This is a genomic window from Streptomyces sp. NPDC000983, from assembly GCF_040299205.1.
Taxonomy (GTDB): Bacteria; Actinomycetota; Actinomycetes; order Streptomycetales; family Streptomycetaceae; genus Streptomyces.
In genome coordinates this window covers 38,058-62,130 of record NZ_JBEPBM010000030.1, presented here as the reverse complement: position 1 = coordinate 62,130, position 24,073 = coordinate 38,058, and the positions used below count along the sequence as shown (strand labels likewise).

Annotated in this window: 24 protein-coding genes; 7 read left to right on the top strand and 17 right to left on the bottom strand. The window is 71.6% G+C overall.

What is annotated here, in order from left to right:
- Positions 1-13: 13 nt before the first annotated feature.
- The 8 genes from ABT296_RS28455 to ABT296_RS28420 form a co-directional block, all read right to left on the bottom strand.
- Entirely contained in the window at positions 14-901 is an 888-nt protein-coding gene (locus tag ABT296_RS28455; protein ID WP_351931520.1) for a DUF5936 domain-containing protein, read from the bottom strand.
- 11 nt (positions 902-912) lie between these two features.
- On the bottom strand, positions 913-1,857 hold the full coding sequence (locus tag ABT296_RS28450; RefSeq protein WP_351931519.1) for a type II secretion system F family protein: 945 nt from the start codon (positions 1,855-1,857) through the stop codon (positions 913-915).
- A 10-nt stretch (positions 1,858-1,867) separates the two neighbouring features.
- Entirely contained in the window at positions 1,868-3,205 is a 1,338-nt protein-coding gene (locus ABT296_RS28445) for a TadA family conjugal transfer-associated ATPase (RefSeq protein WP_351931518.1), read from the bottom strand.
- A gap of 15 nt (positions 3,206-3,220) precedes the next feature.
- Positions 3,221-3,670: a TadE/TadG family type IV pilus assembly protein gene (locus ABT296_RS28440; protein WP_502977348.1), complete on the bottom strand. Its 450-nt coding sequence runs from the start codon at positions 3,668-3,670 to the stop codon at positions 3,221-3,223.
- 1 nt (position 3,671) lies between these two features.
- Positions 3,672-4,001 (bottom strand): pilus assembly protein, encoded by a 330-nt coding sequence (locus ABT296_RS28435; RefSeq protein ID WP_351931517.1) that lies wholly within the window; start codon positions 3,999-4,001, stop codon positions 3,672-3,674.
- 131 nt (positions 4,002-4,132) lie between these two features.
- Positions 4,133-5,371 carry a CpaE/TadZ family protein gene (locus ABT296_RS28430; RefSeq protein WP_351931516.1) on the bottom strand — a complete coding sequence of 413 codons (1,239 nt, stop codon included), beginning with the start codon at positions 5,369-5,371 and terminating at the stop codon, positions 4,133-4,135.
- Positions 5,372-5,380: 9 nt separating this feature from the next.
- Positions 5,381-6,088, bottom strand: coding sequence for a Flp pilus assembly protein CpaB (gene cpaB, locus ABT296_RS28425; protein ID WP_351931515.1), 708 nt, complete (start codon positions 6,086-6,088; stop codon positions 5,381-5,383).
- A 63-nt stretch (positions 6,089-6,151) separates the two neighbouring features.
- A complete protein-coding gene (locus tag ABT296_RS28420; protein ID WP_351931514.1) occupies positions 6,152-7,009 on the bottom strand; it encodes a hypothetical protein in 858 nt (285 codons plus the stop codon).
- Between the two features lie 242 nt (positions 7,010-7,251).
- Here ABT296_RS28420 and ABT296_RS28415 point away from each other — a divergent pair, with 242 nt between their 5' ends.
- The gene (locus ABT296_RS28415) at positions 7,252-8,955 is read left to right on the top strand and encodes a chitinase (protein WP_351931513.1); all 1,704 of its coding nucleotides are present in this window, start codon (positions 7,252-7,254) and stop codon (positions 8,953-8,955) included.
- Positions 8,956-8,985: 30 nt separating this feature from the next.
- Here ABT296_RS28415 and ABT296_RS28410 read toward each other — a convergent pair whose 3' ends face one another.
- Entirely contained in the window at positions 8,986-10,305 is a 1,320-nt protein-coding gene (locus ABT296_RS28410; protein WP_351931512.1) for an Nramp family divalent metal transporter, read from the bottom strand.
- 45 nt (positions 10,306-10,350) lie between these two features.
- Positions 10,351-10,764, bottom strand: a complete 414-nt coding sequence (locus ABT296_RS28405) for an ATP-binding protein (protein ID WP_351931511.1) — start codon at positions 10,762-10,764, stop codon at positions 10,351-10,353.
- A 312-nt stretch (positions 10,765-11,076) separates the two neighbouring features.
- On the opposite strand from ABT296_RS28405, the gene ABT296_RS28400 reads away from it, so the two are divergent.
- Positions 11,077-12,432, top strand: coding sequence for a M14 family metallopeptidase (locus ABT296_RS28400; protein WP_351931510.1), 1,356 nt, complete (start codon positions 11,077-11,079; stop codon positions 12,430-12,432).
- On the opposite strand, the gene ABT296_RS28395 is transcribed toward ABT296_RS28400, so the two are convergent.
- The 5 genes from ABT296_RS28395 to ABT296_RS28375 form a co-directional block, all read right to left on the bottom strand.
- Positions 12,429-13,013: a hypothetical protein gene (locus tag ABT296_RS28395; protein ID WP_351931509.1), complete on the bottom strand. Its 585-nt coding sequence runs from the start codon at positions 13,011-13,013 to the stop codon at positions 12,429-12,431. The two genes, ABT296_RS28400 and ABT296_RS28395, sit on opposite strands and share 4 nt — an antisense overlap.
- A gap of 67 nt (positions 13,014-13,080) precedes the next feature.
- Entirely contained in the window at positions 13,081-14,553 is a 1,473-nt protein-coding gene (locus ABT296_RS28390) for a GntP family permease (RefSeq protein WP_351931508.1), read from the bottom strand.
- 113 nt (positions 14,554-14,666) lie between these two features.
- A complete protein-coding gene (locus ABT296_RS28385; RefSeq protein WP_351931507.1) occupies positions 14,667-15,077 on the bottom strand; it encodes a RidA family protein in 411 nt (136 codons plus the stop codon).
- Positions 15,074-15,835 (bottom strand): IclR family transcriptional regulator, encoded by a 762-nt coding sequence (locus ABT296_RS28380; RefSeq protein WP_351931506.1) that lies wholly within the window; start codon positions 15,833-15,835, stop codon positions 15,074-15,076. The genes ABT296_RS28385 and ABT296_RS28380 overlap by 4 nt, the downstream gene beginning before the upstream one ends.
- Entirely contained in the window at positions 15,832-16,914 is a 1,083-nt protein-coding gene (locus ABT296_RS28375; RefSeq protein ID WP_351931505.1) for a sugar kinase, read from the bottom strand. Before ABT296_RS28375 ends, ABT296_RS28380 begins: the two co-directional genes overlap by 4 nt.
- A gap of 114 nt (positions 16,915-17,028) precedes the next feature.
- On the opposite strand from ABT296_RS28375, the gene ABT296_RS28370 reads away from it, so the two are divergent.
- Both ABT296_RS28370 and ABT296_RS28365 read left to right on the top strand, forming a co-directional pair.
- Positions 17,029-18,294, top strand: coding sequence for an amino acid deaminase (locus ABT296_RS28370; RefSeq protein ID WP_351931504.1), 1,266 nt, complete (start codon positions 17,029-17,031; stop codon positions 18,292-18,294).
- Between the two features lie 11 nt (positions 18,295-18,305).
- Positions 18,306-19,892 (top strand): N-acyl-D-amino-acid deacylase family protein, encoded by a 1,587-nt coding sequence (locus tag ABT296_RS28365; protein WP_351931503.1) that lies wholly within the window; start codon positions 18,306-18,308, stop codon positions 19,890-19,892.
- 10 nt (positions 19,893-19,902) lie between these two features.
- Here the strand turns inward: ABT296_RS28365 and ABT296_RS28360 are convergent, their stop codons facing one another.
- Together ABT296_RS28360 and ABT296_RS28355 are read right to left on the bottom strand one after the other, a co-directional pair.
- Complete coding sequence (locus ABT296_RS28360) at positions 19,903-20,745, bottom strand: trypsin-like serine peptidase (RefSeq protein ID WP_351931502.1); 843 nt, start codon at positions 20,743-20,745, stop codon at positions 19,903-19,905.
- A gap of 156 nt (positions 20,746-20,901) precedes the next feature.
- A complete protein-coding gene (locus tag ABT296_RS28355) occupies positions 20,902-21,513 on the bottom strand; it encodes a hypothetical protein (protein WP_351931501.1) in 612 nt (203 codons plus the stop codon).
- A gap of 125 nt (positions 21,514-21,638) precedes the next feature.
- Here ABT296_RS28355 and ABT296_RS28350 point away from each other — a divergent pair, with 125 nt between their 5' ends.
- From ABT296_RS28350 to ABT296_RS28340, 3 genes are all read left to right on the top strand, one after another.
- A complete protein-coding gene (locus tag ABT296_RS28350) occupies positions 21,639-22,850 on the top strand; it encodes a pyridoxal phosphate-dependent aminotransferase (RefSeq protein ID WP_351931500.1) in 1,212 nt (403 codons plus the stop codon).
- Positions 22,851-22,929: 79 nt separating this feature from the next.
- Positions 22,930-23,340 (top strand): SCO4983 family protein, encoded by a 411-nt coding sequence (locus ABT296_RS28345; RefSeq protein ID WP_351931499.1) that lies wholly within the window; start codon positions 22,930-22,932, stop codon positions 23,338-23,340.
- A gap of 97 nt (positions 23,341-23,437) precedes the next feature.
- Positions 23,438-24,022, top strand: coding sequence for a Uma2 family endonuclease (locus ABT296_RS28340; RefSeq protein WP_351931553.1), 585 nt, complete (start codon positions 23,438-23,440; stop codon positions 24,020-24,022).
- Positions 24,023-24,073: the final 51 nt, after the last annotated feature.

Sequence of the window (24,073 nt, the reverse complement as noted above, 5' to 3'; positions counted from 1 at the left end):
GCTCCCGCTCCCCCTACTCCCCCGTGACGGAACCGAAGTCGGTGCCGGAGCCGAGCAGCAGGCCGGCGCCCAGCAGGATCATCGTGGCCGGGACCATGAAGGTCGTGATCATCATCGTGGCCTTGGGCACCGCCCTGGCCGCCTTGCGGCGGGCGTTCTGCGCGTCGGTGCGGCGCATGTCCTTGGCCAGGGCGACCAGCGTGTCGACGATCGGTGCGCCCAGTTCCTCGCCCTGCTGGAGTGCCGTCACGAACATCGCCACCTGTTCGGAGTCGTTGCGGCGGCGCAGTTCCGCGAAGGCCTGGCGGCGGCTCATGCCGAGGTCCATCTGGCGCAGGGTGATGCGCAGTTCGTCCGCCCAGGGGCCCTCGTAGCGGGAGGCCACCCGGTCCAGGGCCTGGCGGAAGCCGAGGCCCGCGCTGACCACCACCGCCAGGACGTCCAGGAAGTCCGGCAGGGTCCGTTCGATGACGTCCTTGCGGATGCGGATCGCCGACCAGATGCCGACCTCCGTCCAGAACGCGCCGAAGGCGAGGAGGAGCAGGGTCACGACGTACTGGCCGCGCATCAGGAAGACCAGGCCGCCGACGAGGCCGAGGAAGCCGTAGACGGCGCGGCGGGCGGCGTAGCGGTCGATGGTGAGGCCGCCGGGGTTGCCCGCCAGGTCGATCTTCCTGCGGTACCTGGCGACCTGTCTGGGTCCCATCAGGCGCAGTACGGCGGGTGCGTACCGCATGCCCATGCGGTCGATGAGGGAGTCGACGGCGCCGGTGCGGGTGGCGCCGACCTCCAGGGCCAGTTGCAGGTCCCCGGGGAGCCGGGCGTCGGCCCGGTACATGCGGATGCCCGCGAAGGCTCCCCAGACGCTCGCGCCCATCAGCAGGGCCAGCAGCAGTGCCATGTCAGCGCCTCTCAGACGTCGATCCGGGACAGGCGCCGGATCAGGACGAAGCCGGTCGCGTACAGGACGAACGCCACGAGGACCGCGGCCTGGCCCGCCGGGGAGCCGGTCATGCGGTCCAGGGCGCCGTCCTTGACGCCGTTCATCAGGAACAGGGAGCCGACACCGAGGGCGGGGACGGCGTAGGAGGTCATGGTCACCTGGGAGAGCTGGGTGCGGATCTCGCGCCGGGTCTCCTTGCGCTCCTCCAGCGTCTCGGTGAGGTTGCGCAGGGCGCTGACGACCTGGCCGCCCGCCTTGTTCGACAGGACGAGGGTGGTGACGAGGACGACGAGTTCGCGGGAGGGCAGCCGGTCGGCGAGTTCGCCGAGCGCGTCGTCCATGGAGGCGCCGAGCGCCAACTGGTTGGCGACCTTGCCCAGTTCCTCGCCGGCCGGGGCCTCCAGTTCCTCGGCGGCCATGCCGATGGCGGTGCGCAGGGCGAGGCCGGCCTGGGTGGCGTTGGCCAGGATGCGTGCGAGTTCGGGGAGTTGGCCGATGAAGCGCTCGATGCGCTTCTGCCGCTGCCAGCTGAGGAACTGCAACGCCGCCCAGGCGCCGAGGAGTCCGGCGATGGGGCCGAAGAAGGGGGCCAGGGTGGCCTGACCCACCAGGAAGAGGCCGGTGACCGCGGCGAGCATGTAGACGAAGAACTCGCCGGGTGTCACGTCCAGTCCGGTCGCGGCGAGCCTCAGTTCCAGCTTGCGGCCGGCCTTGGTGCGGCGCAGGCCGCGGTCGAGGCGGCCGAAGCGGCGTGCGCGGAGCCCGTCCGTGAGCTGTCCGGTGGCGGACAGGCGCTCCACCAGGGCCTGGCGCTGGGCCCGGCCGGCGGCGTAGGCGTGCAGGCCGGCCACGGCGAGCCCGAGGGTCAGTACCGTGACGCCGGTGGTCAGGGTGATCAGTTGCTGGAAGTCCATCGGTCCCCGCCTACCTGGCCGCTCGGATGGCCAACTGCTCCCGGTGCTGCGCCACCCCGAACGCCTGCGGTACGGGCTGGTTGGCCATGTAGAGGCGGTCGGCGGTGCGGCGTGGCAGCGGGAAGTACCCGAAGGTGCCGTAGACCCTGCCGTCGGCGGCCATCGGCCGGGCGTCGAAGCGGGCGACCGTGGCCAGCCGGTACGGTTCGCCGCCGTGGCTGTCGAGGACGGCGACCTCGGTGATGCGGCGGACGCCGTCGGGGAAGCGGGTGAGCTGGACGATGACGTCGACGGCGCTGTTGATCTGGTCGTGCAGCGCCTCGAAGGGGATCTCGACGTCGGACATGGAGGCGAGGGTCTTCAGCCGCATCAGGGCGTCCTCGGTGCTGTTGGCGTGCACGGTGGCGAGGGAGCCGTCGTGGCCGGTGGACATGGCCTGGAGCATGTCCAGGGACTCGCCGCCGCGGACCTCGCCGACGACGATGCGGTCGGGGCGCATCCGCAGGGAGTTGCGGACCAGGTCGCGGATGGTGATCTGGCCCTGGCCCTCGACGTTCGGGGGGCGGGACTCCAGGCGGATCACATGGTTCTGCTGGAGCTGGAGTTCGGCGGAGTCCTCGATGGTGATGATCCGCTCCACCTCGGGGATCAGTCCGGAGAGCGCGTTGAGCAGGGTCGTCTTGCCGGTGCCGGTGGCGCCCGAGACGATGATGTTGAACTTCGCCTGCACCAGGCCCGCGAGCAGATACACCATGGGCTCGTCGAGGGAGCCCATGCCGACCATCTCGTGCAGGGTGAAGGAGCGCGGGAAGCGGCGGATGGTGAGGGTGGCGCCGGTCAGGGAGAGCGGCGGGATGATCACGTTGACCCGCTCGCCGGAGGGCAGGCGCGCGTCGACCATGGGGTTGGACTCGTCGACCCGGCGGTTGACGGTGGAGACGATCCGCTCGATGGTCTGCATCAGCTGCTCGTGGGAGGGGAAGCGGATCGGCAACTGCTCGACCCTGCCGGACCGTTCGACGAAGATGGCGTCGGGTCCGTTGACCATGATCTCGGTGATCGACGCGTCCTCCAGGAGTGGTTCGAGGATGCCGAGGCCGAGGGCCTCGTCGACCACTCTGCGGATCAGCTGGGAGCGTTCGGCCGTCGAGAGCACCGGGCCCTCGCGGCTGATGATGTGGCCGAGGACGCGTTCGAGCCGGGCCCGGCGTTCGGCCGGGGCCAGTGAACTCATCTCGGCGAGGTCGATCTCCTCCAGGAGCTTGGCCCGGTAGGAGGCGACCAGGTGGCCGTCCTCGCCCCTGCCCCCGTTCTCCTCGGGGGAGTTGATGCGTGCCCGCAGGCTCATGGCTCTCGGTGCTCCTCAGTGGTCGAGCGGCATGGTGGCGGACTTGGTGGCGTCGCCGAAGTCCCAGCCGGGGACCACGGACGGGATGGCGACGGTGGCGGTGACCCGTACCTCGTCGCCGAGTCCGGCGCTGGTGCATCCGGTCCCGTCGGCCAGCCAGCCGCTCACCGCGGCCTGGCAGTCCTGGGCGAAGGGCCCCTCCAGGGAGGCGCTGCGCGCTCCGGCGCGGGCGGCGGTGCCGGCCTGCTGGGCGGTGTAGGCGATCAGCCCGATCTGTACGGCGGCCATGGCGACGAGGATCAGCACGGGGACGAAGCCGAGGTACTCCAGCGCCACCTGGCCGCGGTCCCGCGAGGCCCGTGTGCGGGCGCGGGCCCGCCCCGCGCGTACGGGGGCGCGGTCCGGCGATCGCCGCGTACGGGTTCGGGCGCCGGGGCGGGCGGGGTCGTCCAGGTCGTACGGCATGTCAGTCCGTCGCCTCCTCTACGGCTCCCGCGTGGCCCTCCACCGTGAAGGGGAAGCCGATCGAACCGGGGAACAGGACCGGCACCTTCAGCCGTACCTCGGCCGTCACATAGCCGCCCCCGGTCGCGCAGTCCACTTCGGCGCCGCCCTCCCACGCACCCGGCAGTTTGTCCATTCCGGCGGCCTGGCATGCGCCCTGCCGTGCTCCGGGTTCGGCGGCGGTCGCCGCGCGTACGGCCTCGTCGGCGGCGTTGCCGGCGAGGGTGAAGGTGTAGCCGAGGAGCGCGCACTGCCACAGCAGGACCAGGGTGAGGATGATCAGCGGGGTCATGCCGAGGAACTCGATGGTGACCTGGCCCCGGTCGGACCGGAGGCTCCGGGCGCCCCGAGGGCTCCGGAGAGCCCGGTCACCCCGGCGACCTCCGCCGCTACCGCCACCGTCCTTCAGGAGCGCTCCCATCCCTACCCCCCGATCTCCTTGCGGCGGCGGAAGCCCACCGCGGACCGGCCGGCCCTGCGGTCGACGGCCGCGGCCTTGAGCAGCCCCAGCTCCCCCGCGAGCGTCCACAGGGCCTGCTTGACGGTGCTCTTGGCGTCCAGTTCGTGGAGGCGGCCCGCGTCCACCGCGGACTGGAGTTCCTTGAAGTTCGCCGGGACCACGGTGGCCGCGACGCCGGTTCCGGTGATCTTCTGGATCAGCGAGGGCTGGATCTCGGTACCGCGGGTGTGGCGGTTGACGACGACGGTGGTCTCCTCCGCCTTGCGGATCTGGAGCCGGTCCCACATCCGCACGGCGCGTTTGGCGCCCCGGACGGCGATCACGTCGGGGGTGGTGACCAGCAGGGCGGTGTCGGCCATCTCCACGGCGGCCGCTCCGGCGCCGCTGAGCTGGGCGCCGCAGTCGACGACGACGACCTCGTAGCGGGAGCGCAGGGCGCCGACGATCTGGCGGGCGGCGCGGTCGGTGACCTCCTCGCCGCGTTCCCCGTCGCCGGGGGCGAGCAGCAGGGCGAGCCCGGTGTCGTGGCGGAAGACGGCGTCGGCGAGGACGCGGGGGGTGATGTCGGTGATGGCCGCGAGGTCGACGACCGAGCGGCGGAACTGGACGTCCAGGCAGGAGGCGATGTCGCCGGTCTGGAGGTCCATGTCGAGCAGGGCGGTGGGGCGGCCGGACGCCTGCGCGGCGAGGGCGAGCTGGACGGCGGTGAGGGTGGTCCCGACGCCGCCCTTGGCGCCGCTGACGGTGACGACGGTGCCGCCGACGCCGGTGAACACCTCCAGCGCGCCGCCGAGGTGCCGTCGTACGCCGGCCGACCAGGAGGCGACGGCCTGGACCCGGACGGCGAGTTCCTCGTAGTTCAGGGGCAGGGCGACCAGGCCCCGGGCGCCGTGGTCCATGGCGGCCTGGAAGAGGCCGGGCGAGGCGTCGGAGGTGACGAGGATGACGCCGACCGCGGGGAAGCGGAGGGCGACTTCGCGGATGAGTTCCAGGGCGGGGACGGGGCCGATGCGCTCGTGGACGACGACGACCTCGGGCAGTTCGTCGACGGACTCGGCGGCCAGCCGGGCAAGGGTGTCGACGAGCTGGGTGGAGTCGGTCACGGGGGTGACCGGCTCGGCGTCCGGGAGCTGGCTGAGCAGGGTGGTGACCGCGCGGACCGCGTCCGCGTCACCGACCGCCGGGAGGATCCTCGTGGGCATGCGGGCCTCTCACCTGTCCTTAGCGAGTTCGTACGTCCGGTCCGACTCGGGGACCGCGGTGTCGCTGCCGGGTGCCACCAGCGCGAGCCGGACCCGCGCGGCGAACGACTCGGCGTAGGTGAGGCGCTGGGCGTCGAGGGTGGAGAGCGCGAAGGTGATCGGGACGGCGTCGGTGGGCTGCCGGCTCCGGTCGTCGGAGTCCGGCCGGAGGGCGGTCAGGTCGCCGACGTCGAGGACCTTGGCGTTGGTGACGATGATCTTGGACTGGTCGGGGTCGCCCTCCCGTTGGCCCTCGAAGGTGGCGTAGACGTTGACCGTGGAGTTCGGTGTGATCTTGCCGGCCACCCCGGTCGCCGCGTCGATCATGATGGCGACCTCCTGCTGCCCGGGCCGCAGGGCGGGCTGCGCCACGATCATGTCGCTCTGGAGCAGGGAGCCCTTCTTCAGGGGGGTCACCGCGATCTTGCCCTCGACGTCGCGCAGATCGGTGACGGCGTTGTCGGAGAGCCAGCGCTCGGGCATCGAGATCTTCTCGAACTGGGCTGCGCCGAGGGGCTCGTAGGGCTCCACGTCCGTCTTGAGCCGGTAGGCGGCGACCTCGGGGCCGACCTTGGACTCGGCGTCGTCGATGACGGACAGCACGCCGGCGAAGGCGCCGAGGGCGCAGACGACGGACAGGATCAGGAGTATCACGCCGCGGCGCTGACGGGAGTTCATGAACCGTGCAACCTCATTGGGGGAATCGGTCGGGATCGGTCGGATGCGGCTTTGCGGGGCCGGTCAGCCCGCGCGGATCTCCGGTACGGGCGGGGTCGCCGAGCAGAACACACAGCGGTCGCCGATGACGTCGATGCCGCACCAGTGGCAGGCGCTCCGACGCACCGAGGTGACGAGCTGGTAGAGCACGGACAGGTCGGGCAGGTAGGCGCAGAACTCGATGAGGCGTCCGGTGCCCCACCACAGCGGTGACTCGGCGGGCAGCGGCGCCTCGCGCAGGCCCTGCACGCTCCAGGACCTGGCGAGGGTGTCGGTGACCCACTCGGACTGGAGCTGGCCCTTGGCGACGATCATGCGGGTGCCGAACTCCGGTCCGGTCAGCGCGGCTTCGGGGCCGATCCGGACGAGTTGCGGTTCGGGGTGGGCGAGGACGCCGAACTGGCTGCCCGGGACCCAGGACTTGGCGTGGGACTTCAGGCCGACGGGGAGGCGGTCGAGTTTGGCGACGGAGCCGAGGAGCGCCCCCGCGTGGATGTAGTGGGTGAGCAGCCGGGCCGCCGAGGCGAGGACTCCGGGGCCGAGGTCGCAGGAGGCGAGCTGGCGCAGCTGGCGGGCGAGGACGGCGACCGCGAGCGGGGGCAGTTCCGGGCGGAAGAGGGCGATGCGGTCGCTCTCCATGAGGGAGCGCAGGGTGTACAGCCGGCGTTCGACGGCGGGGTCGGGGGTCGGGGAGCAGACGACGATGAGGTGGCCGTGCTGTTCGACAACCGCCTGGAGGGCGGTCAGGGACCGTTCCAGGGGCTGCCGGTCCAGGCCCTGGAGCACGACCGCGGGGACGGTGCGTTCGTCCTGCGGCGGCAGCGCCAGGTCGGCACTGGTCACGGCGATGGCAGTTGGCACGCGCAGCTCCCCACTCCCCATGCCCGCCGGTCCGGCCGGCGTCACTCCGGTACACCCGGCCGACTTCACTGAGTGACTACCTGAGCACTGTATCCACGGGTACGTGACCGGAGAACAGCGTTTCTGCAGCTATGAGGGAACTGCTGTTTCACAAGTTGCCGCAAAGCGGGGCAGGTTGAGCATCTCGGTGCCACCTCTTGACAGCGGGATTGGTCTGGACCAACTTATTTGACATGTCCATACGCATGCCATTCCCCCGTCGCATGTCCCCGCGCGACCGTACGTCCCCCCACGGCCGGTCCACCCGTCTGTGGACGGGCGCCGTCACCCTGGCGCTCGCCCTCTCCCTCGCGGGCACCGGCCAGGCGTCCGCCGCCGACGTCAACAACGCCAGGAACGCCGGCTTCGAGTCCGGCCTGGCCAACTGGACCTGCTCGGCGGGCAGCGGTACGGCCGTCTCCTCGCCCGTGCACGGCGGCGCGGCCGCCCTGAAGGCGACCCCGGCCGGCCACGACAACGCCCGCTGCACCCAGTCGGTGGCGGTCCAGCCGAACTCGACGTACACGCTCAGCGCCTGGGTGCAGGGCGGGTACGCCTATCTGGGCGTGACCGGCACGGGCACCACCGACGTGTCGACCTGGACGCCCGACTCCGGCAGCTGGAAGCAGCTGACCGCCACCTTCACCACCGGTTCCGGGACCCGCTCGGTGTCGGTGTACACGCACGGCTGGTACGGCACGGCCGCCTACCACGTCGACGACGTCTCGGTGTTCGGGCCGGACGGCGGTGGCGGCACCGACCCGGAGCCCACCGTGCCGGGCACCCCGGCCGGTCTGGCGGTGTCGGGGCGGACCTCGTCGTCCGTCTCCCTGGCCTGGAACACCGTCTCGGGGGCGACCGGGTACAACGTCTACCGCAACGGCACCAAGGTCACCGCGGTGACCGGGACCTCGGCGACGGTGACCGGGCTCGCCGCGTCCACGTCGTACTCCTTCCAGGTGACGGCGACCAACTCGGCCGGTGAGTCGGCGAAGTCGACGGCCGTGACGGGGACGACCACGACGACCCCGACCGGTCCGGCGCTGCCCAAGCACGCGGTGACCGGCTACTGGCAGAACTTCAACAACGGCGCCGCCGTGCAGAAGCTGTCGGACGTGCAGGCGCAGTACGACATCATCGCCGTCGCCTTCGCCGACGCCACCGGGACGCCGGGCGCGGTGACCTTCAACCTGGACTCGGCCGGGCTCGGCGGCTACACCGTCGACCAGTTCAAGGCGGACGTCCGGGCGAAGCAGGCGGCCGGGAAGAAGGTCATCATCTCGGTCGGCGGCGAGAAGGGCACGGTGTCGGTGAACGACTCCGCCTCGGCGGCGAACTTCGCCAACTCCGTCTACGCGGTGATGCAGGAGTACGGCTTCGACGGCGTCGACATCGACCTGGAGAACGGGCTCAACGCCACGTACATGACGCAGGCCCTGCGGTCGCTGTCGGCGAAGGCCGGCTCGTCGATGATCCTGACGATGGCACCGCAGACCATCGACATGCAGTCGACGTCGAACTCGTACTTCCAGACGGCGCTGAACGTGAAGGACATCCTCACGGTCGTCAACATGCAGTACTACAACAGCGGTTCGATGCTCGGCTGTGACGGCAAGGTGTACAGCCAGGGCTCGGTCGACTTCCTGACCGCGCTCGCCTGCATCCAGCTGGAGGGCGGGCTGGCCCCGTCCCAGGTGGGCCTCGGTCTGCCGGCCTCGACCCGGGGCGCGGGCAGCGGTTACGTCTCCCCGAGCGTCGTGAACAACGCCCTCGACTGTCTGGCGAAGGGCACCAACTGCGGTTCCTTCAAGCCGTCGAGGACGTATCCCGACCTGCGCGGTGCGATGACCTGGTCCACCAACTGGGACGCGACGGCGGGCAACGCCTGGTCGAACGCGGTGGGCCCGCACGTCCACGCGCTCCCCTAGCCACCCCCCGGGCCGCCGTGGTCGGAGCCGTCACAGGAACTCCGACCACGGCTGGTCCCAGATCTGCTTCACGCACAGGACCAGGAAGAGCAGGCCGGCCAGCACCAGCATGGTGTTGCTGAGGGCTCCGTTGCGCCACTGGGCGGGTGTGCGGGAGGAGTTGAGCAGGCAGAGCAGGGTGCCGGCCAGGAAGGGCAGGAAGGCCGCGCCGAGCACGCCGTAGATGATGATCAGGCGGAACGGCTGGCCCTGGAAGAGCAGGACGATCGGGGGGAAGGTCAGCCAGAGCAGGTAGAGGCGGAAGGGCAGGCTGCGCTCCCGGGAGCCGGCGGCGATCTCCTCGCCCCGGCCGGTCTCGCCGCCCCGGTAGCGGGCGACGAAGTCGGCGAACATCAGGCTCACCCCGTGCCAGACGCCGATCAGCGAGGTGAACGAGGTGGCGAAGAAGCCGATCAGGAAGAACTTCGCGGTCGCCGTGCCGTACCGGTCCTCCAGGATGTCGCTCAGCTGGAGCAGGCCCTTGTCGCCACTGGCGATGGCCACGTTCGCCGAGTGCAGCAGCTCGGCGCCGACGAAGAGCATCGCCACGACGAAGACGCCGGTGGTGGCGTAGGCGACGCGGTTGTCGAACCGCATCACCTTCATCCAGCCGGCGTTCGTCCAGCCCTTGGCGTTGACCCAGTAGCCGTAGGCGGCCAGCGTGATGGTGCCGCCGACCCCGCCGATCAGACCGAGGGTGTTGAGCACCGAGTCCTTCTCGTCGGGCAGCACGGGCAGCAGGCCCGCGAAGGCGTCGCCGAGGTTCGGGGTCACCCGGACCGCGAGGTACACGGTCACCACGAACATGACGCCCACCAGGACCGTCATCACCTTCTCGAAGACGGCGTACCGGTTGAACCAGACGAACACCAGGCCCACCAGGCCGCAGGCCACGCCCCACCATTCGAGGTCCATCACGTCGGGGAACAGCGCCTGAAGGGGCAGCGCGCTCGACGACATCGCCGCGGCGCCGTAGACGAAGCCCCAGATCACGACGTATCCGACGAAGAACCAGGTGGTCCAGCGGCCGAGGCTCGCCCAGCCGTCGAAGAGGGTCCGTCCGGTGGACAGGTGCCAGCGGCCGGCCGCCTCAGCGAGCGAGATCTTCACCAGACAGCCGATGACCGCCGCCCAGAGCAGGGTGTAGCCGAAGCTGCTGCCCGCGATCAGCGTGGCCACCAGGTCGCCGGCGCCGACGCCGGTCGCGGCGACCACGATGCCGGGTCCGATGTACTTCCAACTCGACTTACGGGGAGGGGGGCCGTCCGCGTCGACGTGTGTGGTCCGAGTGTTTCCCGAGTCGTCCGCCATGCAGATCAAGAAACCGCGTCCCGCCGGAGCCGACAAGGGGGCGCGTCAGAGTTCGAACCAGACGGTCTTGTGTTCGCGGTCCTGGTGGCAGCCCCAGCGGCGGGCCAGGGCGTCCACCAGGAACATCCCCCGGCCGCTCTCCGAGCCGCCCGCGTCCAGCACCTGCGGGACGCGCCGGCCGGCGTCCCGCACCTCGCAGCGCAGCACGCCGCCGGCGAGGGACAGGGTCACCGTGAACCGGCTCGCGGTGTGCAGCAGCGCGTTGGTCGCCAGCTCGCTCACCAGCAGCTCCGCGGTGTCGAGCAGCTCCTCGCGGTCGCCGAGCCCCCAGTCCTCCAGCCGTCCGCGCACCTCCCTGCGGGCCTCGCGGACCGAGGCGGGGCGGGGGTCGTAGTCACGGGTCACCCGGCCTGCTCCGATCAGGGGTCGGCGGAACCGGTCGGCGCGGAGTTGCAGCATGCGGCCATGGTGGTGCGGCCGGGCGTCCGGCACAGGGGTGGATATACCTGCTTACCTACCTGCGTACCCCGGCGGCGGGCCGGCGGGGCGGGTCCGGTGCGCGCCTCCGCCTGACCTGTCGTCAGCGCCCGTACAGTTCCCGGCGCACGCGCGGGGAACGGTTCGCGCCATCGCGACCGCTTTCCCTCTTGACCGGGTCATGCCATGCGCGGACGATGAGCGCCACCCGCACCAGCACGTCGCTGAACCACCCCCCGCTCCACTCCCCACCTTCCGGAGATCCCGGAAGCCCTGGAGAAACAAGGAGAATTCATGCGACTTCGCATCCGAGGCTCGGGCGCCCGCGGCGGCTCCCGCACCCGCACCGCCGCGCTCGTCACCCTCATCGCCCTGGCCCTCGCGGCACCCCTCTCCGGGAGCGTCACGGCCAACGCCGACAGCGGCACCCGGGCGGCCGCCTCGGCCGACGACATCCGCCAGTACGAGATCCACACCCACTCGACCGCCGAGGACCGCACCGCGATCCAGCGCTCGGGCGTCAGTGTGGACGAGGTCGACGCGCACGGCCTGGTGGTCTCCGGCCGCGCCGACCAGATCCGCAAGCTGCGCCAACAGGGCTACGACGTCACGGCGTTGGCGGCCGTACCGGACCGGTCGAGCGCCGCCGACGAGATGCGGCTGCTCGACTTCCCCTCCGCCGACTCGCGGTACCACAACTACGCGGAGATGACGAGCGAGATCAACTCGATCGTCTCGGCCAACCCGTCCATCGCCAGCACCCGGGTGATCGGCACCTCGTACCAGGGCCGGAACATCACCGCCATCAAGATCAGCGACAACGTGGCCACGGACGAGTCCGAGCCCGAGGTGCTGTTCACCCACCACCAGCACGCCCGTGAGCACCTCACCGTCGAGATGGCGCTGTACCTGCTGCGCGAGCTGACCTCCGACTACGGCACGGACTCCAGGGTGACCGGTCTGGTCAACAGCCGGGAGATCTGGATCGTGCCGGACATCAACCCGGACGGCGGCGAGTACGACATCGCGTCCGGCTCGTACCGGTCGTGGCGCAAGAACCGCCAGCCCAACTCCGGTTCCTCGTACGTCGGTACGGACCTCAACCGCAACTGGAACTACCGCTGGGGCTGCTGCGGCGGCTCCTCGGGGTCCACCTCGTCGGAGACCTACCGGGGCACGGCCGCCGAGTCGGCGCCCGAGGTGCGGGTGGTGGCGAACTTCGTGCGCAGCCGGGTCGTCGGCGGCGTCCAGCAGATCAAGGCCGGCATCGACTTCCACACCTACAGCGAACTGGTGCTGTGGCCCTTCGGGTACACCTACTCCGACACCACGACCGGGATGACGGCCGACGACCGCAACGCCTTCGCCACCGTCGGCGGGAAGATGGCGGCCAGCAACGGGTACACCCCCGAGCAGTCCAGCGACCTGTACATCACCGACGGTTCGATCGACGACTACCTCTGGGGCGCCCACAAGATCTTCGGGTACACCTTCGAGATGTACCCGAGGTCGAGCTCCGGGGGCGGGTTCTACCCGCCCGACGAGGTGATCGAGCGGGAGACCTCGCGCAACCGGGACGCCGTCCTGCAACTGCTGGAGAACGCGGACTGCATGTACCGGTCGATCGGGAAGGAAGCCCAGTACTGCTAGTCGGACTCCTCGAAGTAGGCGTCCAGCACGGCGTCGAGCTGTGACTCCCACTCGCTGAAGCGGCTCCTGGCCGCCGCCTCGATCTCGATCGGGTACCAACGGCGGTCAGGGGTGTGCACGGTGACGGTGAACCGCTTGCCGAAGCGGGCGGTCTCCGTCTCCACCGCGCCGATCTCGTCCCAGCGGAACTCGCACTCCTGGTCGTCCAGGGTGAGCCGGACACCGCGCCGGTCGGCGACGATTTTCGCCCGGCGGTCGGACGCCTCGAAGACGGGACCGTCGGCGGCCGCCTCGTCGTCGTCCTCGGTGTCGGTGTCGTCGGTGGCTCGGTCGTCCGCCGACTCCCCTTTCTCGTCGGCCGGTTCGGCCGCGTCGGCGGCTTCGGCCGTGTCCTCGGCCGTGTCCTCGGCGACCTCCTCGGTGACCTCGGCGGTCTCCTCCCGCCGGTCCTCCGACTCCTTCGACTCCGACTCCTCCGGCTCCGTCGCCTTGGACACGGGCGAGGTGAGCCCGGGGACGAAGGCCGGGTCGAATCCGGCGCCCTCCAGGGGCTGGCTGCTCGTACCTATGCGCTGCTCCACAGCGGGCAGTATGGTCGACGATCCTGTGCCGCACACAGCCAGCCCCTGCATCGTTATACGAATCCGGCTAGACGACGACGCTCAGCGCGGCGGCGACCGCGAACCCGGCCACGGACAGAACGGTCTCCAGGACGGTCCAGGTCTTGAGGGTGTCCCGCTCGCTGATGCCGAAGTACTTCGCCACCATCCAGAAGCCGCCGTCGTTGACGTGCGACGCGAAGATCGAGCCGGCCGAGATCGCCATGATGACGAGGGCGACGAACGCCTGGGAGTGGTCGCCCTCGGCGAGCAGCGGCGCCACGATGCCGGCCGTGGTGACGATGGCGACGGTCGCCGAGCCCTGGGCGACCCGCAGCACGACCGAGATCAGGTACGACAGCACCAGCACCGGCAGGCCCACGTCGTGGAAGGTGTCCGACAGCGCCTGCGCCACCCCGCTCGCTTTCAGCACGGCGCCGAAGACACCGCCCGCGCCGACCACCAGCAGGATGTTGCCGACCGGCTTGAGCGAGGACGTGGAGACGGTCTCCAGGGACTTGCGGGACCAGCCGCGGCGGACGCCGAGGAGGTAGTAGGCGAGCAGCAGGGCGATGGTGAGGGCCACGAAGGGGTGGCCGAAGAACTCGACGACCGAACGCGCGGTGGAGGGGTCCAGCGCGATCGAGGAGAAGGTGGCGGCGAGGATCAGGACCAGCGGGGTGCCGATGATGGCGAGCACCGTGCCGAGGGCGACGGGCTGTTCGCGCGGCTGCTCGCCCTGCTCGGCGCGGACGGCGCGCCGGGCCTCCTCGGCGGCCTCCACCATGTCCTGCGGCACGGCGACGAAGATGCGGCGGCCGATCCAGGCGGAGAAGACCCAGGCGGCGAGGACGGCCGGGATGCCGCAGACCACGCCCATCAGGATGACCCAGCCGAGGTCCACGTCGAGCAGTCCGGCGGCGGCGACGGGACCGGGGTGCGGCGGCAGGAAGGCGTGGGTCATCGACAGGCCGGCCAGCAGGGGCAGGCAGTACAGCAGGATCGACTTGCCGGAGCGCTTGGCGGCCGCGTAGACGATCGGGGCGAGGACGAAGATGCCGACGTCGAAGAAGACCGGGATGCCGAAGACGACGCCGGTGACGCCCATGGCGAGCGGGGCGCGCTTCTCGCCGAAGAGGTTCAGCAGCCGGGAGGCCAACACCTCCGCTCCGCCGCTGACTTCGAGGATCGCGCCGAGCATGGTGCCCAGGCCGATGATGATGGCGACATGGCCGAGGATGCCGCCCATGCCGGACTCGATGGTGGAGACGGCGTCGGAGCGCTGGACGGTGCCGAAGAGTTCGGTGACCGACAGTCCGGCGAGCAGGCCGACGGCTATGGAGACGGCGAGCAGGGCCACGAACGGCTGGAGCCGGACCTTGATGATCAGGAACAGCAGCAGGGCGATGCCGATGGCGGCGACGGTCAGCAGACCGGCGGTGCCGTCGATCAGGAGGAGCAGTCCGCCGGTGTGCGGGGGTGCGTCGGTGGTGGGGGCCGACGCGGCGAGCGGGAAGGACATACGGGGGTCCTCTGGGTAAGGGCATGCGGCTTTCGGGCAGGGGGGAGCGCGGCACGGCACCGCGTGGGTGCCGTGCCGTGTGCGTCGTGCGGGGGGTGTGGGGTGAGGAGGCGTCAGCCGAGGACGGCGAGGGCGTCGATCTCGACGAGGAGGCCGGCCGGGAGGCCGACGTAGACCGTCGTGCGCGCGGCCGGCGGGGCGGTGAGCGCCTGCGCCTCGAAGTAGGCGTTGTAGATCTCGTTCATCTCGGCGAAGTGGGCCACGTCCGTGAGGTAGACGCGGATCATCATCACGTCGTCCCAGGAGGCGCCGCCCTCCTGGAGGATCGCCTCGACGTTGGCGAGGGTCTGGAGGGTCTGCTCGCGCAGGGTGGGGCCGGCCGGGGTGGGCGGCTTGCCCTCCTCGGCGGGCAGGAAGCCGACCTGGCCGGCGACCTGGAGGATGTTGCCCTTCTTCACGCCGTGCGAGAACTTCGCGGGCGGGGTGGTGTGGGTGCTGGGGGTGAGGGCGGTCTTCTCGGTCATACGGGCTCTTTCGTAGGAGTCTTGCCGGAGTACTCGCCGCTGATGTCGTCCGCGGTGCGGCGGACCAGCGGGAGCAGGGTGAGGAGTTCGTCGGCGGTGACGACGACGTTCGGCGCGGAGACCGACATCGCCGCGACGACCCGGCCGTCGGCGCCGCGGATCGGCGCGGCGACGCAGTTGATGGACTCCTCGTGGCCGCCGAGGTCGGTGGCCCAGCCCTGTTCGCGCACCTTCTCCAACTCCCGCAGGAAGGCGGGGGCGTTGGGTGTCGAACGGGACGTGTACATGGGGTAGTCGAGCTTCTCCGCGAAGGCCCGGCGCTCCGCCTCGGTGAGGTCGGCGAGGAGGAGTTTGGCGACGGCGGCGACGGTGATGGCGACGGGCTTGCCGATCCGGGAGTACATCCGCACCGGGTAGCGGCTGTCGACCTTGTCGATGTAGAGCACCTCGTCCTCCTCGCGGACGGCGAGGTGGACGGTGTGGCCGCAGGTCTCGTTGAGGCGGGCCAGGTGGGGGTGGGCGATCTCGCGGATGTCGAGGTTCTCCATCGCCTCCTGGGCCAGGGCGATGAGCCGGGCGCCGAGCCGGTAGCGCTGGTCGGACTGGCGGTAGACCATGCCGTGTTCGTGCAGGGTGCGCAGCAGCCGCAGGGCGGTGGACTTGTGCACCCCGAGCCGGTCGGCGACCTGCCCGAGGTCGGCGGGGCCCTCGGCGAGCAGCGGCAGGATGCTGAGCGCGCGGTCGACGGTCTGGCTCATGGGGTGGGTACCTCCTCCTCGGCCCGCTGTTCGGCCTGTGTCCAGCCGGGGCCGAGTCGCAGTCTCCCCCACGCGTCCTCGGGCAGGGCGGCCAGGCGGTCGGCCGTGTCGCGGGCGGGGGGTGCGGCGAGGTCGCCGGGGGCGGTGAGGGCGGCGGCGGCCCAGAGGTGGCCGTGGCGCGCCCGGTCGCCGAGGGGGAGGTTCCGCAGGGTGGCGGAGAGGAAGCCGGCGGCGAAGGCGTCCCCGGCTCCGGTGGTGGCGACGACGTCGACGTGGAGCGCGGGCCGGGACACGGCGGTGTCGTGGTCGAGGACGGTGGCGCCGGCCGCGCCCTCCTTGACGACCAGCAGGGCGGGTTCCGGGAGCAGCGCCCTGATCGCGTCGGGGCCGCCTTCGACGCCCCAGGCATGCTGGGCCTCGTCCTCGCCGACGAACACGAGGTCGGCGCCGCGGGCGAGTTCCAGCAGGACCCGGGGGTCGGTGCCGTCGCCCCACAGGCCGGGGCGGTGGTTGACGTCGAAGGAGATCAGCGGGCGGCCGGGGCGGGGGGCGGTGAGTTCGCGCAGCAGGCCGAGGCAGTCGGCGGAGAGGGCGGCGGTGATGCCGGAGAGGTGGAGGATGCGCCCGGACCGGGCCGCGGCCAGGTCGACCGAGTGCGGGGACATCGCCGAGGCGGCCGAGCCGGCGCGGTAGTAGGCGACTTCGTGGGCGTCGGTGCCGCGGTCCCCGGCGGTGCGGAAGTAGACGCCGGTGGGCCGTCCCGGGTCGCGCCGGACGGCCGACACGTCGACGCCCCAGGCGCCGATCGCGGCCAGCAGGTGGTCGCCGAAGCCGTCGGCGCCGACCCGGCCGACCCAGCGGGTGCGGTGTCCGGCCGCGGCGAGGGCGCAGACGACGTTGGACTCGGCGCCGCCGATGGACCGGTCGAAGGAGGGCACGTCGGCGAGGCGCCCGGGCCGGGTGGGCAGGAAGGCGACCATGGACTCGCCGAGCGCGACGACGTCGGCCGGCCCGTCGACGGGTCCGTCGGCGGCGTCGCCCTCGGCTCCCGGGGTGTCGCGGTGTCCTGTCCTGGTCACGATCGTCGTAGCTCCCCAACCTTGTGTTCGTGTTGGCCGAGATGTTAGACAGCACTGAGCGACATACGCAATGGGCGTTGCAGTGAACGCAACGCTCCTGATCAGGGAGGTTCCATGGCCGCTGAAGCCCTCGCCCGACTGGCCGAGGAACGGGTCGACCACCGCTTCAAGGGCCTCCCGCCGGACGCCGCGGGCCGGACGGTCGGCGAGCTGGCCGCCGAGCGGCGCAACCTCTTCACCGGCGGTTTCGCCACCCCGGTACTGGCCCTGTCCGCCGAGCGGCTGGAGCACAACCTGCGGCTGATGGAGACGTACGCCGAACGCCACGGCCTCGCCTTCGCCCCGCACGGCAAGACCTCGATGGCCCCCCAGCTCTTCCGCCGCCAGATCGAGCACGGCGCCTGGGGCATCACCCTCGCCGTGCCGCACCAGGTGTGGGTGGCCCGCGAGTTCGGCGTCCGGCGGGTGTTCCTCGCCAACGAGCTGGTGGACGCGGCCGCCCTGCGCCGGCTCGCCGCGGAACTGGCCGCCGACCCCGGCTTCCGCTTCGTCTGCTACGTCGACTCCGTGCGCGGCGTGGAGCTGATGGACGCGGCGCTCGACGGCGCCGCCCGCCCCGTGGACGTCGTCGTGGAGCTGGCCGCCGGTGACGGCGCCCGGACCGGGGTGCGCACCGAGGCCGGGTGCGCGGCGGTCGCCGACGCCGTGGCGGCCTCCCGGAGCCTGCGTCTGGTCGGGGTCGCCGGGTACGAGGGCGAGGTGCCGCAGGCCACCGGGGAGCGGGTGCGCGCCTGGCTGCGCCGGCTGACCGCGCTCGCCGCCGCCTTCGACGAGGCGGGCCGTTTCGACGACGTCGAGGAGATCGTGGTCAGCGCGGGCGGCAGCGCCTGGTTCGACACGGTGGCCGAGGTCTTCGCGGAGCTGCCCGCGCTGTCCCGCCCGGTGCTGAAGCTGCTGCGCTCGGGCGCGTACGTCTCGCACGACGACGGCCACTACCGCCGGCTGACGCCGTTCAACCGGGTCCCCGAGGAGGGCGCGCTGGAGCCCGCGTTCCGGCTGTGGGCGCAGGTGGTGTCCCGGCCCTCCCCGGACCAGGGGTTCCTCAACGCGGGCAAGCGGGACGCCGCCCACGACCTGGACCTGCCCGTCGCCCAGGTGGTGCGCCGGGACGGTGTGGAGCGTCCGGCCGCCGGTGTCGAGGTGACGGGCCTGTCCGACCAGCACACCTGGCTGCGCACGGACCCGGAGGCCGATCTGGAGGTCGGGGACTGGGTGGGCCTCGGCCTGTCCCACCCGTGCACGTCGTTCGACAAGTGGCAGCTGATCCCGGTGGCCGAGGCGGACGGCACGGTCGTCGACTACGTCCGCACCTATTTCTGAGGAGGCCCGCAGTGGAGGACCTGGTCATCCGGGACGCGGACGTGGTGGACGGCTCCGGCGCCGACTCCTACCGCGCCGACGTGGTCGTCGACGACGGCCGGATCGTCTCGATCGTGCGCGAGGCCGCGGCGGCGGGCTGTCAACGGCCGCGCGCGACAAGGGAACTGGACGCCGAGGGCCTGGTCCTCGCGCCGGGCTTCATCGACATGCACGCGCACAGCGATCTGGCGCTGCTGCGCGACCCGGACCACAGCGCGAAGGCCGCGCAGGGCGTGACGCTCGAAGTACTCGGCCAGGACGGGCTGTCGTACGCGCCGGTCGACGACCGGACGCTCGCCGAGGTGCGGTGCGCCATCACCGGCTGGAACGGGGACGGCGACGACATCGACTTCGACTGGCGGTCGGTGGGCGAGTACCTGGACCGCCTGGACCGCGGTACGGCCGTCAACGCCGCCTATCTGATCCCGCAGGGCACGGTCCGCGCCCTCGTCGTCGGCTGGGAGGACCGGGAGGCGACCCCCGCGGAGCTGGACCGGATGCGGCAACTGGTCGCCGAGGGCCTGGAGCAGGGCGCGGTCGGCATGTCCTCGGGCCTGACGTACACCCCGGGCATGTACGCCAAGGACGCCGAACTGACCGAGCTGTGCCGGGTGGTGGCGTCCTACGGCGGCTACTACTGCCCGCACCACCGCTCCTACGGCGCGGGCGCGCTGGAGGCGTACGCGGAGATGGTGGCGCTGACCCGGGAGGCGGGCTGCGCCCTCCATCTGGCGCACGCCACCATGAACTTCGGGGTGAACCGGGGCCGGGCGCCGCAGCTGCTGGACCTGCTCGACGAGGCACTGGACGCCGGCGCGGACATCAGCCTCGACACCTACCCGTACACGCCGGGCTGTACGACGCTGGCCGCGCTGCTGCCGAGCTGGGCGAGCGAGGGCGGACCGGAGGCGGTGCTGGCGCGGCTGCGGGACGACACGAGCGCCGAGCGGATCCGCCACCACCTGGAGGAGACCGGCTCGGACGGCTGCCACGGGGTGCCGGTGGAGTGGGACACCATCGAGATCTCGGGGGTGAGCAGCCCCGAACTCGCCTCCCACGTCGGCGGCCGGGTGGACGGCTGGGAGACCGCGCGCCGGCTGCTGCTGGCGGACCGGCTGGGCACGACGATCCTCCAGCACGTCGGCCACGAGGAGAACGTGCGGGCGATCATGCGCCACCGCGTCCACACGGGCGGCTCCGACGGCATCCTCCAGGGCACCAAGCCGCATCCGCGCGCGTACGGCACCTTCCCCGAGTATCTCGGCCGGTACGTGAGGGAGTTGGGGGTGCTGTCGCTGGAGGAGTGCGTGGCGCACCTGACCTCGCGCCCGGCGGCCCGGCTGCGGCTGGCGGACCGGGGCCTGGTCCGCGAGGGGTACCGGGCCGACCTGGTCCTGTTCGACCCGCTGACGGTGGCCGCCGGCTCGACCTACGACAGCCCCCGGCGACTCCCCACGGGCATCCCGCACGTCCTGGTCGACGGCCGGTTCGTCATCGAGGACGGCCGCCGGACGGACGTGCTGGCGGGGCGGGCGGTCCGCAGGACGCCCGCCCCGTGACGGCGGGGGGTCAGGGCTTGGGCAGCACGCACCCGGCGGCGCTCAGGTCGAGCTTGTTGTCGATCCCGAAGCAGGCGGGGAACTGGTAGGTCTGCTGGGCGTAGTTGATGCCCTGGCGGACCGTGACGTTGCCCGCCGCGTCGACCTCGCAGGGGTTGTTGACGGTGCAGCTCTGGCCGTCCTCGTTGCCGGTGTTGTTCACGGCGACGACCCGGCCGGTGGCCTGGTCGAGGACGGGCGAGCCGGAGGTGCCGCCGATGGTGTTGCAGGCCGAGGTGTAGCGCAGGGAGTCCTTCCAGGTCCAGTCCCCCTCCTTCAGGCGGTACGCGAAGCCGTCGGCGGAGCAGTTGTAGATCCGCTTCCAGTAGCCGGAGACGACGCTGATGGCGGTGCCGGCGACGGGGCGGGTGTCGTTCAGGGTGAGCGCGCTGATCCCGTACGAGGAGCTGATCTGCGCGTAGGTGCGGGTGAGCTGGTAGACGGCGGCGTCGGTGTCGGTCATCGTCGCGTAGGCGATCTTGCTGGCGCGCAGGGTGGCGACGCGGGTGCCGGCGGAGTTGAGCAGCCCGAAGGAGCGGGTGGACGCCCGGTCGACGATCACCTCGCCGGGTCCGGGGAAGCCGCTCTCCAGGCAGTGGCCGTTGGTGAGGACGAGCGCGGGGTCGTCGGCCTCGGAGTCGGGCATCCGGACGACCGAGCCGGAGCAGTTGCTGAGCGACACGGTCCCGGCGAAGTTGACCGCCTGGACCGCGGGTGCGGCGCTGTCGCCCCGTTCGGGGGCGGCGACCGCGGGTGCCGCGCCGGCCCCGGCGGTCGCCAGGGCGATGAGCGCGACGACGAGAGGCTTTCTCATGTGGGGGTCCCCTCTTGCGACAAGGGCGACCGGAGATCTTCCGGTCACCCGCTGACAGGCCATCCCTGACTTGTCATGCGCATTGTTATGTGAGGGGTCCGCGGGAACAAGGAGCCGTTTCCGGCCACGCGGGGCCCGGGACGCGGGCCGTTGCGCCTACCGCGGCTTCTTCGTACGGCCGTACCCCCGGCCGTTGCCCGGTTCCCCGTCGCTCCCGGCCGACGGGGTCGCGGCGGCGGCGGAGGTCGGGGCCTCCTCGGAGGGCGTGGCGGACGGGGAAGGGGAAGGCGCCTTGCGCGAGGGCGTCGCGGTATCCGGGGCGGCGGGTTCGCCCGTGGCGGCCGGGTCCTCGGCCGGACCGCTCCCGTCCTTCGCCGGGCGCGCCGGTTCCTCCGCCCCGGCCGAGGTGTCGGCCGCGCCCGAGGACCCGGGCGGGCCCGACGGGCCCGGGGAGTCGGAGGACTGCGCGAAACCGGCGACCAGGGCGGCGACGGAGACCGCGCCGAGCGCGCCGGCGGCCATCAGGCCCCGGCGCCGGCGGTCCCGCCTGCGGTGCGAGCGCCGGGCGGCACGGCTCTCGACACCGCCCCCGGGCTCCCACCCGTCCTCCGGCACCCCGGGGACCCTCGGCAGTTCGCTGGTCCGGTCGTACGCGTTCTCCCAGCCGTGCGCGGCGGCCGGGTCCCGGTACTCCTCGTAGTCGGGGGCCGGGGCGGCCGGCGGGACGTAGACGCTCGGCGAGCCTTCGGGGTGCGGTGGCCTGGACATGGGCGCGGATTGTAGGGAGCGGAGGGGCCCGGGCGACAGCCGACGGCGATAACCGCCCAAACCACCCGTCTCGCGTGGTGGAAAACACGGCCCAAGGGGCGTTACCTGGCCGTAAGCTCCCAGACATGCAGGTGATCCAGTCGACCAAGCTCGCCAATGTTTGTTACGAGATCCGGGGCCCGGTTCTCGAGGAGGCCATGCGGCTAGAGGCGGCGGGCCACCGCATCCTCAAGCTGAACACCGGCAATCCGGCGGCCTTCGGGTTCGACTGCCCGCCGGAGATCCTCGAGGACATCCTGCGCAACGTCTCCTCCGCGCACGGCTACGGCGACGCGAAGGGGCTGCTCGCGGCCCGCCGGGCGGTCGTCATGCACAACCAGACCCTCGGCATCGAGACGGACGTCGAGCACGTCTTCATCGGCAACGGCGTCTCCGAGCTGATCGTCATGGCGATGCAGGCCCTCCTCGACGACGGCGACGAGGTCCTCGTACCGTCGCCCGACTACCCGCTGTGGACGGCGGCGGTCTCCCTGTCCGGCGGTACGGCGGTGCACTACCGCTGCGACGAGCAGTCCGACTGGATGCCCGACCTGGCGGACGTGGAGCGGAAGATCACCGACCGCACCAAGGCGCTGGTCATCATCAACCCGAACAACCCGACGGGCGCCGTCTACGACGAGGCCGTGCTCAGGGGGCTCACCGACATCGCCCGCCGGCACAACCTGCTGGTCTGCTCCGACGAGATCTACGACAAGATCCTCTACGACGGCGCCACCCACACCCCGACCTCGGCCGTCGCCCCGGACCTGCTGACCCTCACCTTCAACGGCATGTCCAAGGCGTACCGGGTGGCCGGGTACCGGGTCGGCTGGATGGCCGTCTCCGGGCCGCGGGCGCACGCCGACTCCTACATCGAGGGTCTGACGATCCTGGCGAACATGCGGCTGTGCGCCAACATGCCGGGCCAGCACGGCGTCGTCGCCGCGCTCAGCGGACGGCAGACCATCAACGACCTGGTGCTGCCGGGCGGGCGGCTCAAGGAGCAGATGGACGTCGCCTACGAGCTGCTGACGCAGATCCCGGGCGTGAGCTGCGTACGGCCCAGGGGGGCGCTCTACCTCTTCCCGCGCCTGGACCCCAAGGTCTTCAAGGTCAAGGACGACCGGCAGCTCGTGCTGGACCTGCTGCGGCGCGAGAAGATCATGGTCGTCCAGGGCACCGGGTTCAACTGGAGCGAGCCCGACCACTTCCGGGTCGTGACCCTTCCGACCGTCGGGGACCTCCGGGACGCGGTGACCCGGATCGGGACCTTCCTCGACGGCTACAGCCAGCCCTGACCTGCAGTTCCTGGAACGACTCAACTTTAGACGAAATCTAAGCTAGGATGGCTTCCTGTCAGCACAGGAGGCCATCCCCATGTACGAACCGATCCGAGCCAAGTCGGTCCACAGCACGATGGCCGGCCCCACCTCCGACTTCCCCCACCGGACGCGTGAGGAGGAGCTGGACATCCAGCTGGCGGGCCATCTCGCGGCACTGCTCGCCGTCACCGACGAGCTGCGGGCCCTGACCCCGACGGCCGATCTGGACGCCGCCTCCGAGCGGCTCGCCGAGCAGGTGACCCGGCTGCGCGGCGGCCTGGTCCGGGCCGTCCCCACCGGCGAGGACCGCGAGCCCGCGGCCCTGCACCGCCGGGCCCACACCCTCGCCGGCCGCGCCCTGGTCGTCGCGGCCTCCCGCGCCGACACGGCGGCCGCCATCCTGGCCGCCGAGCGCATGGACGCCCACACGGCGGCCCTGGACACCCGCACCCTCGCCTCCCACTGACCCCGGAGGCGCACCCCCGAACGGCCCCGGTCCGCGTGCACCCGCAGCGACGCGCGGACCGGGCGCCATGAACGCCAGTAGCCTGAGCGGCATGGGCATGGAGTACGCGAAGATGCGCGCCATCGCCTCGGACCTGGATGCCTTCGCCGAGCGGCTCGAAGGCGCCTGGAGCGTGGAGATCGGCCCGTCCGGACCGGTCCTGGCCATGAGCCGTCGGCCGATGCGGCACGAGGGTACGGTCCGCCGGATCTGCAAGCAGCTGGACCACCAGCTCTCCACCACGCACCCCGGCCGCATCTGCGTCGGCGGCCCCTGGATCGAGCATCCCCCGATCGGGCGCATGCACCGCCCCGACGCGATCGTCATCCCGGTCGAGGTCCTCGACGAGGAGGGCCCGGCCGTCGACGCCACGCAGGTCCTCGCCGTCGTCGAGATCGTCTCACCGTCCGGCCCCGACCACGACTACGTCGACAAGCTCGCCGACTACCCGGCCATGGGAATCCCGCACTACCTGATCGTCGACCCCCGCAACGGGACCGTCCAGGTCCACTCCGAGCCCTGCGGGAACCGCTACCGCCGCCACGAGCCCTACATCTACGGGGACCTCGTCCCCTTCGGTCCCTGGCAGGTGGAGACCGCCGAGTTCCGGCGCTACGGCAAGGCCGGGGACACCGTGGAGTGAACCTGTGACGGAGGCCCGGGTTCCCGTTGCGATCCGGGGCGGGGGCTTCAC

Bases quoted from the DNA above. Each gene is read 5' to 3' on its own strand.
- ABT296_RS28455 (WP_351931520.1), bottom strand. From the start codon at position 901: ATGGCACTGCTGCTGGCCCTGCTGATGGGCGCGAGCGTCTGGGGAGCC.
- ABT296_RS28450 (WP_351931519.1), bottom strand. From the start codon at position 1,857: ATGGACTTCCAGCAACTGATCACCCTGACCACCGGCGTCACGGTACTG.
- ABT296_RS28445 (WP_351931518.1), bottom strand. From the start codon at position 3,205: ATGAGCCTGCGGGCACGCATCAACTCCCCCGAGGAGAACGGGGGCAGG.
- ABT296_RS28440 (WP_502977348.1), bottom strand. From the start codon at position 3,670: ATGCCGTACGACCTGGACGACCCCGCCCGCCCCGGCGCCCGAACCCGT.
- ABT296_RS28435 (WP_351931517.1), bottom strand. From the start codon at position 4,001: ATGACCCCGCTGATCATCCTCACCCTGGTCCTGCTGTGGCAGTGCGCG.
- ABT296_RS28430 (WP_351931516.1), bottom strand. From the start codon at position 5,371: ATGCCCACGAGGATCCTCCCGGCGGTCGGTGACGCGGACGCGGTCCGC.
- cpaB (WP_351931515.1), bottom strand. From the start codon at position 6,088: ATGAACTCCCGTCAGCGCCGCGGCGTGATACTCCTGATCCTGTCCGTC.
- ABT296_RS28420 (WP_351931514.1), bottom strand. From the start codon at position 7,009: ATGGGGAGTGGGGAGCTGCGCGTGCCAACTGCCATCGCCGTGACCAGT.
- ABT296_RS28415 (WP_351931513.1), top strand. From the start codon at position 7,252: ATGTCCCCGCGCGACCGTACGTCCCCCCACGGCCGGTCCACCCGTCTG.
- ABT296_RS28410 (WP_351931512.1), bottom strand. From the start codon at position 10,305: ATGGCGGACGACTCGGGAAACACTCGGACCACACACGTCGACGCGGAC.
- ABT296_RS28405 (WP_351931511.1), bottom strand. From the start codon at position 10,764: ATGCTGCAACTCCGCGCCGACCGGTTCCGCCGACCCCTGATCGGAGCA.
- ABT296_RS28400 (WP_351931510.1), top strand. From the start codon at position 11,077: ATGCGACTTCGCATCCGAGGCTCGGGCGCCCGCGGCGGCTCCCGCACC.
- ABT296_RS28390 (WP_351931508.1), bottom strand. From the start codon at position 14,553: ATGTCCTTCCCGCTCGCCGCGTCGGCCCCCACCACCGACGCACCCCCG.
- ABT296_RS28385 (WP_351931507.1), bottom strand. From the start codon at position 15,077: ATGACCGAGAAGACCGCCCTCACCCCCAGCACCCACACCACCCCGCCC.
- ABT296_RS28380 (WP_351931506.1), bottom strand. From the start codon at position 15,835: ATGAGCCAGACCGTCGACCGCGCGCTCAGCATCCTGCCGCTGCTCGCC.
- ABT296_RS28370 (WP_351931504.1), top strand. From the start codon at position 17,029: ATGGCCGCTGAAGCCCTCGCCCGACTGGCCGAGGAACGGGTCGACCAC.
- ABT296_RS28360 (WP_351931502.1), bottom strand. From the start codon at position 20,745: ATGAGAAAGCCTCTCGTCGTCGCGCTCATCGCCCTGGCGACCGCCGGG.
- ABT296_RS28355 (WP_351931501.1), bottom strand. From the start codon at position 21,513: ATGTCCAGGCCACCGCACCCCGAAGGCTCGCCGAGCGTCTACGTCCCG.
- ABT296_RS28350 (WP_351931500.1), top strand. From the start codon at position 21,639: ATGCAGGTGATCCAGTCGACCAAGCTCGCCAATGTTTGTTACGAGATC.
- ABT296_RS28345 (WP_351931499.1), top strand. From the start codon at position 22,930: ATGTACGAACCGATCCGAGCCAAGTCGGTCCACAGCACGATGGCCGGC.
- ABT296_RS28340 (WP_351931553.1), top strand. From the start codon at position 23,438: ATGGAGTACGCGAAGATGCGCGCCATCGCCTCGGACCTGGATGCCTTC.